This window comes from Brevibacterium sp. 239c, assembly GCF_900169365.1.
Taxonomy (GTDB): Bacteria; Actinomycetota; Actinomycetes; order Actinomycetales; family Brevibacteriaceae; genus Brevibacterium.
This window is the reverse complement of sequence record NZ_FXZH01000006.1, coordinates 82,478-97,179: the sequence shown is the minus strand read 5'-3', so window position 1 is coordinate 97,179 and position 14,702 is coordinate 82,478. Positions and strand designations below refer to the sequence as shown.

Below are 14,702 nucleotides of genomic sequence, written 5' to 3'. Positions count from 1 at the left end.
TTGACGCGCCATGGGAGGCAACACGTGGAACAGCAGGATCTGCAGGAATTGTTCGGTCGGACTGGGACCGGTCCGCTGGCGGGAGTGGTCGTCGCCGACTTCTCACGGGTGCTGGCAGGGCCCTACGCGACGATGATGCTTGCCGACCTCGGTGCCACGGTCATCAAGGTCGAGGGCAGGGCCGGTGACGATACACGGCACTGGGCGCCACCTCGGCGAGGCGATGATGCGACGTATTTCCTCACGGCGAATCGGAACAAGCAGTCCGTGGTCCTCGATTTCAAGGACGAGGAGGAGCTGGGCCTGGCACAGGAGCTGGCGCGGCGAGCCGACATCCTGGTGGAGAACTTCAAGGCCGGGGGACTGGCGAAGTACGGGCTCGACTATGACACCGTCAAGAGCGAGAACCCGAGCATCATCTATGCCTCGGTGACCGGATTCGGGCGCGACAACCCGCAACCCGGCTACGATCTGCTCATCCAGGGACTGTCCGGTTTCATGAGCGTCACCGGATCGCAGGAATCGGGCCCGGTGAAGGCCGGTGTGGCCGTCGTCGACGTGTTCACCGGTCTGCACACGACGGTCGGAATCCTCGCGGCGCTGGCCCACCGCAAGGACACCGGCGAGGGCCAGCTGGTGGAGACGAACCTCTTGTCCTCGGCGCTGTCGGGGCTGGCGAACCAGACCTCGGCGTATGTGGCCGGCGGCGTCGTTCCGCAGGCCATGGGCAACGCCCATCCGAGCCTCTACCCCTACCAGCCGATGCCCACGGCCGAGGGCCAGATCATCATCGCCGTCGGCAACGACAACCAGTTCCGGTCGCTGGCCGGTGAGCTGGGCCATCCCGAATGGGCCGAGGATGAACGCTTCGCGAACTTCTCAGACCGCAACGAGAACCGCGCCGAACTCGAGCCCGAACTCATCGAGGCATTGAGCCAGAAGACGAACCAGGAATGGTTCGACATCCTGTCCGCAGCCGGCCTGCCGTGCGCCCCGATCAACACAATCGCCCAGGGCGTCGACCTGGCCGCCTCGATGGGACTCGAGCCCGTCGCCGAGGCGGGGGCCGGGGATCGTGTGATCCCGACGGTGGCCAACCCGATCCGCATGTCCGAGACGCCTCCCAGCTACGATCTGGCACCACCGCAGTTGGGGGAGAGCACCGAAGCGGTCAAGGACTGGCTGCGCATCCGACGCTGAGAGCAGTCATTTCACCGTCATAGGCTCAGTCATGTCGGCAGTCATGCCTTCGGTCATGTTCTGAGTCGTGTTCCGAGCTATGTCCAGTGGTGTCCGGGCTGAACTTCCGGATTCACTGACGTACCCTAGAGTCTGTATGAATGCACCCTAGTCACTGGGGAGATCCTGAGCAGTCCAATTCTGGTCACGGCGGATTTCGCGTAGTGGCGCACCAGATTCCAGGACTGAGATGGACACAGACAAGACTGAGACGAAGGCCGTCAAGCGGCCGGTCGTCAAACGCGTGCTGATGGTTGTGGCCATGCTGCTGACCGCGTTTCACCTGCTCGCAAGCTTCCTTTGGATCGCTCCGTCGTCGACGGCGCGGGAGGTGATTCCGGGGAACCTTCTCTCCGAGTACATGATCCCACTGTGGGGCCAGTCGTGGAGCGTCTTCGCTCCCGAGCCGATCAACGGTGACTACTACTTCGATGTTCGCGCGGTCGTGAAGACTCCTGACGGTGGTGAAGAGGTCACGGATTGGGTGCGCGCCACCGACGTCGAACTCGACCATTCGACCTACAAGCTGTTCCCACCCCGCTCGGCCGGGCTGGGTGTCGGGGTCGCCTCTGACATCAAGGGGTCGTGGGAGGACCTTCCCAACGACCAGAAGGCGATCGTCAAGCTCGATTACTTCAAGGGCTCTGACTCCGTTGACCGCCTGACGTCGAAGTTGGGAGAGTACGACGATCCCGATAACGCCGTCACCGGATACCTGAAGAGCGAGCACCTGGCTACGGCCTATGCGACGCAGGTGGCCAAGGCGATCTGGGGTGAGGACGTCCAGCGCGTCCAGTACCAAGCGGCCCGACAGAATGTTGTGCCGTTTGCGCAGCGCAACAACGGCGACGCGAAACGGCCGAAGATCCAGCCGGTGCCGGTCGGGTGGCGAGCACTGGTGACCGAACCACACCAGTCCGATGAGGAGTTCGCGAAGTACTTCTGTGCCTCCGACAAAGTGAGGTGCGCAGGTGAGCAGTGACAGGAACACTCGGGTCAAAGGTGAAGAGATCGACGTGGACGAAACAACCTCGGAGAAGGCCGTGTCCAAGAAGAAGCTGAGCTCTGAGTCGGGGGCGACCTCTGATTCGTCGACCTCTGATTTGGCGACCTCTGATTCGGCGGCCGATTCCCATTCGGCGACAGATTCCCATTCGTCGACAGATTCCCATTCGGGTGCGACTTCCTCTTCGGGAGTGGATTCCCATTCGTGGGCGGACTCGAACGAACGTATTCCAGTCACTTCCCGCGTACTGGGCAAGATCTCTCAGGGCTGGGATTGGCTAGAGGAGATGCTCACCGGTCGCTTTCACGCGACCTACGGCCTCGCGGTGACCCGTATCCTCATCGGCTTCACCGGACTCGGGCTTCTGCTGACGAACTTCAACGCCCGGCACTATGCCTTCGGCGTGGGCAGCGCCTGGAACGGCGAGATCGCTGAACCCAAGAGCGACTTCCCGAACATCTGGCTGTTCTCACTCTTCCACCGTGCAGTGACGAATCCGCCGCTGTTCACCGCCATGATCCTCGGTCTGGCCATACTCGCCGTCGTCATCATTCTCGGCTGGCGGACTCGCATCGTTCTGCCGTTCTATCTTGTTCTGTGGGTCAGCTACATCGAGCTCAACGACGGGGCCGGCGATCAGGGCGACAATGCGTATCGCATGTTCATGATCGCCATGCTCTTCGCCGACACCACCCGCCGGTGGTCACTGGATGCCAGGCGCAAGAAGAAGCAGAACCTGAAGTTCCCCGAGACCGATGGCGGCAGCTTCCGCTGGGTCCTCATCATGGCCAACAACTTGGCGATCGTCGTGCTGGCCTTCCAGGTCTGCGCGATCTACATGTCGGGTGGTCTGTACAAGGCCGGCGGCGCTGCTTGGCAGCACGGATTCGCGGTGTACAACCCGTTGCACACCCAGCAGTTCGGAACCTGGCCTGTGCTCTCGGATCTCATGACCGCCTGGGGGCCGATGGTTGTGGCCATCTCCTGGGGCTCGGTTCTGTTCCAGTGCGCGTTCCCATTCATGCTGTTCAACAGGTACACGCGAATCGTGGGGCTGGTGGGTATCCTCTCCTTCCACCTGGGAATCGCCCTGTTGATGGGGCTGCCCTGGTTCTCGCTGACGATGATCGCCGTCGACGCCATCTTCATCCGTGATCGCAGCTTCGAAAAGGTCCACAGACTCGTGAGCCGCTGGTGGACGTCGACGACCGAGGGCATGGAACGCGCGAAGGTGAAGTCCTCGAGCTGACCGAGTACGCGCTGTTCGGTCGTAGCACCCACTGTTCGTGAGCGCCCACTGTTCGTGAGCGAAGTCGGAATATCAACTGTCGAAGTCAGGCTGAGCTGGTTTGCAACCAACTCAGCCTGACTTCGACAGTTGCGAGGTGCCTGCACACCCCGCTTCGGCTGCGCACACGACCGATCCGCGCCGTCACAACGCCGCGTCCAGGCGCTGCACCCCACGCGCCCCAGCGCATCGACGGCGCCCTAACTGCTCGCGGAGTGCATCCCGTCTGCTTCAGTCTGCGGAACAGTACACAGGTTGCAACCCGTGTACTGTTCCGCGAACTGAGGCGTTTCTGTAGTTTGAACGCCGTCAGAGGGCACCAACGCTACGGGCGCCTCACAGCACCCCGCGGAGTATCACCGCTTCGGGCGCAGCTCCAGACCGGTGGTCTCCGGGTCCTCGGGCAGGCCGATGACGATGTCATCGCCGTCCTGCACATCTCCGGAAAGCAGTGCGCGGGCCAATTTGTCCCCGATCTCGCGCTGGACCAGCCTGCGCAGCGGCCTGGCACCGAAGGCGGGATCGTAGCCCTCGAGAGCGAGCCAGTCCTCGGCGGAATCGGTGACCTCCAGCGTGATGCGCCGTTCGGTCAGGCGAGACGCCAGCCGTTGGATCTGCAGGTCGACGATCGAGGACAGCTCCTCGGTGCTCAGTGCGTCGAAGAGCACGATGTCATCGAGGCGGTTGAGGAACTCGGGCTTGAACGTCGAATGCACGATTCCCAGCACCGCGTCCTTCTGCTCCTGGGTGCTCAGTGACTTGTCGACGAGGAACTGTGACCCCAGGTTCGAGGTCAGGATGAGGATCGTGTTCCGGAAGTCGACCGTGCGCCCCTGACCATCGGTGAGTCGACCATCGTCGAGGACCTGGAGCAGGATGTCGAAGACACTCGGGTGTGCCTTCTCCACCTCGTCGAGGAGGACGACGGAGTACGGGCGACGGCGCACAGCCTCGGTGAGCTGGCCACCCTCGTCGTAGCCGACATAGCCTGGAGGGGCACCGACGAGTCGCGAGACTGTGTGCTTCTCGCCGTACTCGCTCATATCGATGCGGATCAGGGCCTTCTCATCGTCGAAGAGGAAGTCCGCGAGGGACTTCGCGAGCTCCGTTTTGCCCACGCCGGTGGGGCCCAGGAACAGGAACGACCCTGTTGGACGGTCCGGGTCGGCGATGCCGGCACGCGAGCGACGGATCGCATCGGAGACCGCGCCCACAGCACTCTTCTGGCCGATCAGACGTTTGCCCAGCACATCCTCGGCGCCCAGCAGCTTCTCGATCTCACCCTGCATCAGGCGTCCCGCCGGGATGCCCGTCCAGGAGGAGACGACCTCGGCGATGTCGTTGCTCGAGACCCGGTCGCTGACCATCGGATCGGTCTCGGTCTCCGCATTGGCCTCCTCGGCTTCGGCGAGGTCGATTTCCTTCTGCACGGCAGGGATCTCGCCGTAGAGAAGACGTGAGGCGGTCTCCAAGTCGGTGTCGCGCTGAGCCTTGTCCGCCTGCGAACGCAGCTCGTCGAGCTTCGTCTTGAGCTCACCGACCCGGTTGAGGCCGGCACGCTGGGATTCCCAGGTGGCCTCGAGCCCGTGCAGCTCCTCTTCCCGATCGGCCAGATCTGCACGCAGGGCGCTGAGGCGCTCGATCGACGCCGTGTCCGTTTCCTTCGACAGGGCCATGTCCTCCATCTTCAACCGGTCCACGGCGCGACGGAGCTCATCGATCTCGACCGGTGCCGAGTCGATCTCCATGCGCAGGCGGGACGCGGCTTCGTCGACGAGGTCGATGGCCTTGTCCGGCAGCTGGCGGCCTGTGATGTAGCGATTGGACATCGCGGCGGCTGCGATCAGGGCGCCGTCGTTGATCGAGACCTTGTGGTGGGCCTCGTAGCGTTCCTTGAGTCCGCGCAGGATCGCGACCGTGTCCTCGACACTGGGTTCGCCCACGTAGACCTGCTGGAATCTGCGTTCCAGGGCCGGGTCCTTCTCGATGTTCTCGCGGTACTCATCGAGGGTGGTGGCACCGACGAGGCGGAGTTCACCGCGGGCGAGCATCGGCTTGAGCATATTGCCCGCATCCATGGCGGAGTCTCCGGTGGCGCCGGCACCGACGACTGTGTGGAGCTCATCGATGAACGTGATGATCTGGCCATCGGCGTTCTTGACCTCCTCGAGGACGGCCTTGAACCGCTCTTCGAATTCGCCGCGGTACTTCGCACCGGCGACCATGGCTGACAGGTCCAGGCTGATCACGGTCTTGTTGCGCAGTGACTCGGGCACGTCGCCGGCCACGATCCGCTGGGCCAGTCCTTCGACAACGGACGTTTTGCCGACGCCGGGTTCGCCGATGAGGACCGGGTTGTTCTTCGTCCGGCGCGACAGGACCTGGATGACCCGTCGGATCTCCTTGTCGCGTCCGATGACCGGGTCGAGTTTGGCCTCCCGGGCCGTGGCGGTGAGGTCGACGCCGAACTTCTCCAGGGACTGCATCGTGTCCTCGGGATTCTCCGAGGTGACCTTCTTGCCGCCGCGCAGTTCGGGCAGTGCCGCCAGCAGGGCTTCACGATCGGCACCGCTGTGACGCAGCGCCTCACCTACGCCGTCCTTGCCTGCGGCAGCCGCGAGCAGCAGGTGCTCTGTCGAGACGAAATGATCGCCGAGGCTCGTCATCTCCTCCTGCGCGAGGTTCATCATCTCGAGGCCGGAGCGGGAGAGTCCCGGCTGGGCGACGGTCTGCCCGCTGACTGTGGGAAGGTCGTCGATAGTCTTGCGGACCGCGGTCAGGACGGTCCGCGGATCGGCACCGACCTTCGTCACCAGGTTCGAGGCCAGCGAGTCCGGCTGATCCAGCAGTGCTGCGACCAAGTGGGCAGGTTCGACCTGATTGTTCCGCCTGGCCACGACGTCGTTGATCGCTGACTGCAGTGTCTCGCGTGATTTGGTTGTCATCTGTGCGTCCATGCGCATCTCCTTCACAAGTGTTCCGTGAACAGTAATTGCTCTCGAAGAGTCCAACACCAACAAAGTTGAGTCTATTCCACTCAACTTTAGAATATTCAGAGAATCGACGTCACCTCAGCACGCGTCTCACGGCACGCACATCGCGATGCTGACCCGTAGCGCCCGTGTCACCGCAGCAAAACGGACTGGAGATCGAACCGACGCAGCACCCTGTCGGCGATCTCCGGATCGGTACCGCGTTCGCGTCGGGCCTTGAGCACTTCCGTGCGGGCGGACTGCAGTGCCTTGGTCTGCACCTTCGCCATGACCTCCCGGTGCTCCCGCAACGTCGTCGCCTGTTCAGAACTCGCCTGATCATCTGAGGTTCCCAGCAGCTGGGCATACAGGACCTTGAACCTGGCTCGCAACGGTTCGGCAACCTCATCGGGCAGGGAGTCGTCGTTCTTGATCTGGTGGAGGGCCGCCTTGTACGCCCGCGCCGCGATGTCCTTCGTGGCTTGGCGTTCCTTCTCCGCCTCATCGTCGATGCCGAGGACGTTGACGATAGTGGGGAAGGTGAGCCCCGCCAGCACCAAGGTGACCAGCAGGATCAAGGCTGCCGCGACGAGGATGTAGGAACGGCCGGGGAACGGTTCGCCGGCCGCGGTGGTCGCCGGAATCGACAGGGCCAGTGCGATCGTGGCCAATCCGCGCATCCCACCCCAGGTCATCAACGTGGCATCCCTGATGTTCAACGGCGCCGCATCCGGATCGTCTTCTCTGCTCTTGTTCTCCAAGACGGTCCCGATGAGCAGCCAGCCGAATCGCACTGCGATGACGATGACCGCGATGCCCAGACCGACGAGAACGGCCCGGCCTAGGTCGGCATGTTCGGATTCGACGACCATGCGCAGGTCGAGGCCTATGAGGCCGAAGGCGATGCCGGTGATGAGCATCTCGAGGACCTGCCACGTCGATGCCTGGGTGACGCGTTCGGCAGAGTTGCCTTCGACATCGCGCCGGCGCACCTCGAGCGCAGCCACGACGACGGCGATGACGCCGCTGGCGTGGAGGTGTTCGGCGATGAGGTAGACCCCGAAGGGCAGCATCAGCATCAGCGAGGACCGGGCGATCGTGTGGTCGATCTTCTCCATCACCCACCACACGATGAACACGACGACGAGGCCGACGGTGATGGCGACGACAGCGGAAAGCAGGAAGGACAGAACCAGATGTCCGAAGTTCACCTCGGTGCCGGACATGGCCGCGGCCATCGCGGTCTGGAAGATCACCAGGGAGGCCGCATCGTTGAACAGTCCCTCGCTCTGCAGCGTAGACATGATCCGCCGAGGTATCGACACGGTTCCAGCGACCGCATCGACGGCGACAGGGTCGGGTGGAGCGAGCATGGCTCCCAGTGCCACCGCGGCGGCGATGGTGATTCCGGGGATCAGGAGGACAGCGGTCCCGGCCACGGCCGCCACCGTGACCCCGACGAGCGCGACGGCCATGCCCAGGATCGTGCGCCAGCGGATGGCGAAGAGAGCCCAGGAGGTCTTCTGTGCGGCCGCGAACAGGAGGGGCGGCAGGAACAGGGGCAAGATGAGTTCGGGTTCGATGGTGATGTCGGCGAATGTGGGGATGAAGGCGCCGGCGATGCCGATGACGACCATAAGTGCAGGCCAGGGGAGACGCAGCTTCTGTCCCAGGCCAACGACCACGCTGGTCGCGGCGCCGAATCCGATGATCATCAGCAGGGTCGTCATGGCCGTCTCCTCGGTCTGGGTGGCATGTGCCGCGCACCGCAGCATTGGCATCGATGTCAGAGAACATCGTCTGCTCGAGGGGCGCCTTGCAAGGACTTCGAAAGAAATCCCTCTCAGGTTTCCGCGCCGGACCAACGATATTTTGGCAGAATGCTGTTATGTCTGACTCAATTGTATTCTCACTCTCCGACGACGCGGTCGCGACGATTGTGATCAACGAACCGGAGACTCGGAACGCGCTGTCGCGTTCGGTGATGAATGAGCTCATCGACACCCTCGCCGAGGTGAGGCGGCGCACCGATATCCGTGCAGTCATCCTGGCCACCGCAGGACACGTCTTCAGCTCCGGCCATGATCTCAAGGAGATCAGCGGGGCGAAGCTGGAAGTGCAGCAGGAGACCTTCGCCGTCTGTTCACAGCTGATGCAGCTCATTCAGTCGATCCCGCAGCCGGTCATTGCCCAAGTCCAAGGCGTGGCGACGGCGGCAGGGTGCCAGCTTGTCGCCAGCTGCGACCTGGCGGTGGCGGCGCAGTCGGCTCGGTTCGCGACACCGGGTGTGAAGATCGGTCTGTTCTGCTCCACGCCCATGGTGGCTCTGACTCGTGCGGTGCCGGCGAAGACGGCGATGCGGATGCTGCTGACCGGAGACTTCCTCAACGCCGCCGATGCCCTGACCCACGGTCTGGTCTCCGATGTGGTCGCCGATGACGAGTTGGAGGCAGCGACCGTAGAACTGGCACGGAAAGTCGCGTCCGCCTCGTCGGCTACAGTGGCAGTAGGCAAAGCAGCGTTCTATGAACAGCGTGATCTGCCTGTGGCTGACGCCTATGCGCACATGTCAGAGGTGATGGCGCGCAACGCCGTCGCAGCCGATGCACAGGAGGGGATCGACGCTTTTCTCAGCAGAAGAGAGCCTCAGTGGCAGCATCGAAACTGACAGTGTGATTTCCTATGACTGTGGACTTCTTCGGAACCACCGGATGAGACGGGTCAGACGATGATGGAGGATCAGACGTGGCGGTAATCGTGACCGGAGCCAGCGGCTTCATCGGTGGCGCCATCGCCCGTGCCCTGGCGACCAGGGATGAGACGGTCTATGCGCTGGGGCGACGCGACCCGGAGATCCCGGGTGTGAACTTCCAGGCCTGGGACCTCACCGAACCTGCGTCCGAGGCGGTGAAATCACTGGCGGCGAAGACCACAGCGGTCTTCCACTGCGCGGGCATCGCCGAAGTCAGTGCCGACGACGATGAGCTGTACAAGGTCAAGGTCACCGGGACCAGGAACGTGCTCGACGCATTCGCGAAGGCGCGCATCGTGCACATCTCCTCGACGACCGTCTACTCCACGAACACGCCTCATACGGATCTGTGGGAAGAAGCCGGCCCCAAGGACCCCAACGACTTCCACGACGCCTATTCCAAGACGCATGCCCTGGCAGAGCAGCTCGTGACACGGATCCGTCCCGACGCTGCCATCCTTCGCCCCGCCGCGGTCTATGGCCACGGCGAGACGATGCTCATGCCGTATCTGAGCCGAGTGGCGAAGAAGGGAGTCCTGCGACTTCCCGGCGGCGGCAGGCAGAAGATCACCCTGACCCACATCGACAACCTGGTGCGCGCGGCGATCGCCTGCGTCGACGTGCCGTCGGCCTCGGGCCCGTTCAACATCGGCGACCCGACCCCGTACAAGCTCAAGGACGCCGTCTCCACTCACTTCGCGCGCATGGAGTACGAGCCCGTCGTCATCGAGGCGATCGCGAAGGACAAAGCGCTGTTCACCGCGAAGCTGGGACTGAAGATCAAGACGTTCTTCAAACGGGGCAACCGCGCGGAGCTCTTCCTCGTCGAGTACCTCCAGCACGATCGCACGTACAACCTGACTCGTCAGCAGCGAGTGCTCGGAATCTCCACGACACAGTTCCTCCTGCCCTCACGATTCCAATAACCGCACAGCTACGCAGAGTTCACCGCTTGAGTCCGTGCTGGCCGGCGACGATCCGTGACATCAATCCGCGTGGGAGTGCGCGTTTGAGCAGGAACGGCAGTGGTGACCGGCTGCCCACAGCATAGAACTCGCGAGGCCTGGCCGCTTCGATGACCGTGACGATGGTCGTGGCGACGGCCTCGGGTGAGATTCCCTGCCGTTCGTTCTCGTCGAGGTGTTTCAGCATCGTGGTCACATCGTCGGTGTAGACGGAATCGGGGGAGAGGTACTTCGTCCGTCGGTTGCCGATCCCGGTGGCGATGGATCCGGGTTCGACGACGCTGAGCCACACTCCGAATGACGAGAGTTCCTGGCGCGCGGCCGTGGTGAATCCGCGCAGGGCTGCCTTGGATGCGACGTAGGAGCTGCGATGTGCCAGGGGGAAGCTGGCGAGCATGGAACCGACCATGATGATCCGACCGCGACGCCGCGTGCGCATGCCAGGCAGGACGAGTTGGCTCAGGCGGACCGGTCCGAAGACATTGATTTGAAAGAGCCGATTGATGGCCTCGGACGGCAGCTCCTCGAGGGGGCCGGATTGGCTCTCACCGGCGTTGTTGACGAGGACGTCGACGTTCGCGACTTCAGCGCCCAATGCTTCGACGCTGTCGGGATCGGCCAAGTCGAGCCGAAGATAGCGCACACCGGGAGTCCGCTCGGACTGCGGGATCCGCTCCGGGTCGCGACTCGTGGTCAGAACCGTGCACCCTCTGTCTGCCAACATCTTCACCAGTGCAGCGCCGATCCCTGAAGTGCCGCCGGTGACGAGCACCGTGAGGTTCGTGTTCGCCATTTTCAGCGCTCCGTTCGTTCCACGTCAGTTGCCTCGTACCCGCCGGCTTCCGAACGTCCCGCCACAGCTCGTCCGGCTCGCATCCCGGAGAAGATGCACCCGCCCAGGAAGGTTCCCTCCAGCGCGTTGTAGCCGTGCATTCCTCCGCCGCCGAAGCCCGTGACCTCACCGGCGGCGTAGAGTCCGGGAATCGGTGTGCCGTTTCCCCCGATCACCTGAGCGTCGAGGTTCGTCTCCAAGCCGCCCAGAGTCTTGCGTGAAAGCAGACTCAGTCGCACCGCGATGAGTGGTCCGTGACCAGGGTCGAGGATCTTGTGCGGTTTCTGAACCCGCACGATCTTGTCGCCGAGGTAGTTCCTGGCATTGTGGATGGCCTGGACCTGCGCATCCTTGGAGAATTTATGATCCATCTGCCGATCGCGTTCGACGATCTGGTGGACTAGGTGGTCATGATCGATGACGGGCCCCCTGGCCCGCTCATTCATTCCGACGACCAGTTCTTCGGTGGTGTCGGCGACGACGAAGTCGGGACCGAACCTCTTGAACGCTTCGACCGGGCCGGGAGCATCGGAGGATCGGGCGCGGTCGAGGGTCACACGCCAGTCCTTCTTCGTGATGTCGGGATTCTGCTCCGAGCCTGAGAGCGCGAACTCCTTGCGGATGATCGACTCGTTGAGCACGAACCACGAATAGTCATGCCCGGTCGAGAGAATGGTCTTCATGGTCCGGTTCGTGTCGAATCCGGGATAGTTCGGGGCCGGGAACCGATTGCCTTCAGCATCGAACCACAGTGATGAGGGTCCCGGGATGATGCGGATGCCGTGGTTCGGCCACACGGGATTCCAGTTCTCGATGCCCTCTGTATACGCCCAGATCCGATCCCGATTGATCAGGCTCGCACCCGCATCCTCAGCGATGGAGAGCATCCGACCGTCGACATGAGCGGGCACTCCGGCGAGCATCGTCTGCGGGAATTCGCCGAGGCGTTCGACCGGCCAGTACTGGCGCATGAGTTCGAAATTGTGTCCGATGCCGCCGCTGGTGACGATGACTGCGGGGGCGCGGAGTTCGAAGTCTCCGACCTCGTCACGGTTCGATGCGAGACCCCTGCCGGTGTGGCTGGGGGCGAGCGTCCGCCCGCGAACCCCGACGACCGAGGGGCTAGCACCAATGCCGCTGTCCTCGACGAGGAGCTCATCGACACGATGCCGGAATCCCATCGTCACGAGACCCGCGGATTCCGCCCGCTCCACTGGCTCGCGGAAGATCCGGACCACCTCGGGGCCGGTGCCCCAGGTGAGGTGGAACCTCGGCACGGAATTCCCGTGTTCGGAAGCGCCCGACCCGCCGCGTTCTGCCCAGCCGACGACGGGTGTCAGGCGCAGCCCTAGGTCATGGAGGTAGCGGCGCTTCTCCCCGGCGGCGAACTGCAGATAGGCCTCGGCCCACTGCCGGGGCCAGCGATCCTCATCCCGGTCGAATCTCGCCGAGGTGGCCCAATCTTGGCGCGCCAGTTCGAGCGAATCGCGGACACCGAGCCGGCGCTGCTCGGGGGAGTCGACGAGGAAGAGCCCGCCGAGAGACCAGAACGCCTGACCACCCAGGTTCGCCCGATTCTCCTGGTCGAGGATGAGTACCCTTTTGCCGGCGAGGCTGAGCTCATGGGCGGCGACGAGTCCGGCCAGACCTGCCCCGACGACGATGGCGTCATAGGCTTCGACCGGGTCAGGGCCATGACCCGTGTCAGAGTTGAGCGCCTCGTCGCGGGCAGTGGTCGGAGAGGTGGTTCCCAAGGCGACTCCTTCGTCGATGTGTGGGTGGGGCCCGGTGCTGCGAATCCTGGGGGTCGTGCGACCCGTGCCTACTCAGACTACTGCCCCCGGGACTGCTGCCTCCAAAGTCTGCAGGAGAGTTTCAGCCGTTGAGCGTCGAATCCAGCCAGGCAGCAGCAGCGGCGAAGGAATCGTCCGTCGTCGTGGGGTCCAACGGCACCGTGGTCATGGAGGCACTGGGGTAGCTGCCGAGGAAGCTCAGACTCCGCGTCACGCGGTGGACTCCCTGCAGCGCATCGGCCATTCTGGACTCGTGCACATGGCCCAGCAGATCGATCGAGAACTGGTAGAGCCCGAGCCCGTCACCGGTGGGCCGAGATTCGATGCGCGACATGTTCACACCCCGACTGGAGAACTGCTCGAGCATCTCCAGCAGGGCACCGGCGCGATCTGATCGCAGTGAGGCCACGATGGTGGTCTTATCGGATCCTGTCGGCGCGGGAACAGCACCGGGACGAGTGACGACGACGAAGCGGGTCTCAGCGTCCTGACGTTCTCCGATGTCATTGGCAAGGACCTCGAGGCCATAGCGTTCGGCGGCCAGAGCTGGGCACACTGCCGCCACATGGTCGGCGGCGTCATTGGCCAGATCTCGTGCAGCCGCGGCCGTTGACGAGGTCGGGAGGTAGACGGCATCGGGGAAGTTCGCAGCCATGAAGGAGCGGACCTGCGCCTCGCCGTGCGGGTGGGACCCGAATGAGGTCACTGTGCTGGGGTCGGTTCCCGGCTTCACCGCCAGGACGAAGCGCACGGGCACCACCACCTCGGCGATGATCTGCAGCTTGCCATGATCGGTCAGGGCATCGATCGTGGCGGGCACCCCGCCTTCGATGGAGTTCTCGATCGGCACGACCGCGGCCAGGCAGTCGCCGTCGAGGACGGACTCCAGGGCGGCGACGGCATTGCGCATGGGCTGGGTCGACGCGCTCGAGCGCAGGTCCTGGGCGTCGAGGTACTGCAGCAGTGCGGCCTCGGTGAATGTGGCTTCGGGACCCAGATAGGCGTAGCGATCGGCGCTCACTTCGAGGCTCCCTTCGAGCTGTGCGAACTAGGGCCACTCAGCGTCGTTCCACGCGGTTTCTTGGCCTGCAGGCGGCGAGTGACGATGGCACGTGCGACGTCGCGGTACTGGGCGGCACGGTGCATCTGCGCCTTGAGATCCTTGCCGGTGACGCGGTGGTGGAGGTCGCATTCGACCTCTTCGACACGCAGTCCGGCGTTGACGACGTCGATCGTCATGGCTGCTTCGACTCCCCATCCGGCGGCGAAGGGCAGTGCCGCGTCGAAGGCCTCACGGCTCAGGCAGCGCATTCCCGACAGAGGCTGGGTCGCTTCGAACCCGCTGAGTTCGGCGATGCCCTTCTTCGCGAGTCCGACGACGAAGCCGAATCCGCCGCCCTTGCGTTTCTGCGCGGGCAGGATCGCGATCGTCATATCGGCGTCACCGGCAAGGACAGGTGCGGCGAGCGGGGCCGTGCTGATTGCCGAATCTTCGAGGTCGCCGTCGATGAAGAGGAGGGCGCGGTGGTCCGGATGCTGGTCGGGATCCGAATCGGAGATCTCACGATTGCGGATCGCAAACGCGCCGGTCATCATGGCCGCGGCCTTGCCCTTGTTCTTACGGTGGGTGACCACCTCGGCGCCGGCCCGGCGAGCCAGAACTCCGGTGTCATCGGAAGACCCGTCATCGACGACCATGATGATGTCGACACCGGGAATCTGCTTGGTGCTTCTCACGGTCGCTGCGATCCGGTCGGCCTCGTTCATCGCGGGGATGATGGCGGCGATCGCTCGTGGGGCCGTCTCCGAGGACGGGGTGTTCGACTCTTCGGGCATGGAAACTCTTCTCCTGTCC

11 protein-coding genes are annotated in these 14,702 nt (G+C 63.7%); 5 read left to right on the top strand and 6 right to left on the bottom strand.

Features of this window, described 5'->3' with window-relative positions:
• Positions 1 to 24 precede the first annotated feature (24 nt).
• The 3 genes from BSP239C_RS07540 to BSP239C_RS07530 all read left to right on the top strand — a co-directional run bounded on the left by BSP239C_RS07540 (position 25) and on the right by BSP239C_RS07530 (position 3,494).
• Complete coding sequence (locus BSP239C_RS07540) at positions 25 to 1,200, top strand: CaiB/BaiF CoA-transferase family protein (RefSeq protein WP_101571486.1); 1,176 nt, start codon at positions 25 to 27, stop codon at positions 1,198 to 1,200.
• Positions 1,201 to 1,429: 229 nt separating this feature from the next.
• Positions 1,430 to 2,221 (top strand): DUF5819 family protein, encoded by a 792-nt coding sequence (locus BSP239C_RS07535; RefSeq protein WP_101571484.1) that lies wholly within the window; start codon positions 1,430 to 1,432, stop codon positions 2,219 to 2,221.
• Positions 2,211 to 3,494, top strand: coding sequence for an HTTM domain-containing protein (locus BSP239C_RS07530; protein WP_257930118.1), 1,284 nt, complete (start codon positions 2,211 to 2,213; stop codon positions 3,492 to 3,494). Before BSP239C_RS07535 ends, BSP239C_RS07530 begins: the two co-directional genes overlap by 11 nt.
• A gap of 395 nt (positions 3,495 to 3,889) precedes the next feature.
• On the opposite strand, the gene clpB is transcribed toward BSP239C_RS07530, so the two are convergent.
• Together clpB and BSP239C_RS07520 are read right to left on the bottom strand one after the other, a co-directional pair.
• Positions 3,890 to 6,490, bottom strand: a complete 2,601-nt coding sequence (gene clpB / locus BSP239C_RS07525; protein WP_101571482.1) for an ATP-dependent chaperone ClpB — start codon at positions 6,488 to 6,490, stop codon at positions 3,890 to 3,892.
• 167 nt (positions 6,491 to 6,657) lie between these two features.
• Positions 6,658 to 8,235, bottom strand: coding sequence for a Na+/H+ antiporter (locus BSP239C_RS07520; RefSeq protein WP_101571710.1), 1,578 nt, complete (start codon positions 8,233 to 8,235; stop codon positions 6,658 to 6,660).
• Positions 8,236 to 8,393: 158 nt separating this feature from the next.
• On the opposite strand from BSP239C_RS07520, the gene BSP239C_RS07515 reads away from it, so the two are divergent.
• Positions 8,394 to 9,173: an enoyl-CoA hydratase gene (locus BSP239C_RS07515; RefSeq protein WP_101571480.1), complete on the top strand. Its 780-nt coding sequence runs from the start codon at positions 8,394 to 8,396 to the stop codon at positions 9,171 to 9,173.
• 77 nt (positions 9,174 to 9,250) lie between these two features.
• Positions 9,251 to 10,183, top strand: a complete 933-nt coding sequence (locus tag BSP239C_RS07510) for an NAD(P)-dependent oxidoreductase (RefSeq protein WP_101571478.1) — start codon at positions 9,251 to 9,253, stop codon at positions 10,181 to 10,183.
• A gap of 19 nt (positions 10,184 to 10,202) precedes the next feature.
• Here the strand turns inward: BSP239C_RS07510 and BSP239C_RS07505 are convergent, their stop codons facing one another.
• From BSP239C_RS07505 to BSP239C_RS07490, 4 genes are all read right to left on the bottom strand, one after another.
• Positions 10,203 to 11,015, bottom strand: coding sequence for an SDR family oxidoreductase (locus tag BSP239C_RS07505; protein WP_101571476.1), 813 nt, complete (start codon positions 11,013 to 11,015; stop codon positions 10,203 to 10,205).
• 2 nt (positions 11,016 to 11,017) lie between these two features.
• Positions 11,018 to 12,718 (bottom strand): FAD-binding dehydrogenase, encoded by a 1,701-nt coding sequence (locus tag BSP239C_RS07500; protein ID WP_101571709.1) that lies wholly within the window; start codon positions 12,716 to 12,718, stop codon positions 11,018 to 11,020.
• A gap of 211 nt (positions 12,719 to 12,929) precedes the next feature.
• Positions 12,930 to 13,868 carry a prephenate dehydratase gene (pheA, locus tag BSP239C_RS07495; protein WP_101571474.1) on the bottom strand — a complete coding sequence of 313 codons (939 nt, stop codon included), beginning with the start codon at positions 13,866 to 13,868 and terminating at the stop codon, positions 12,930 to 12,932.
• The gene (locus tag BSP239C_RS07490; protein ID WP_101571472.1) at positions 13,865 to 14,683 is read right to left on the bottom strand and encodes a glycosyltransferase family 2 protein; all 819 of its coding nucleotides are present in this window, start codon (positions 14,681 to 14,683) and stop codon (positions 13,865 to 13,867) included. The genes pheA and BSP239C_RS07490 overlap by 4 nt, the downstream gene beginning before the upstream one ends.
• Positions 14,684 to 14,702 lie beyond the last annotated feature (19 nt).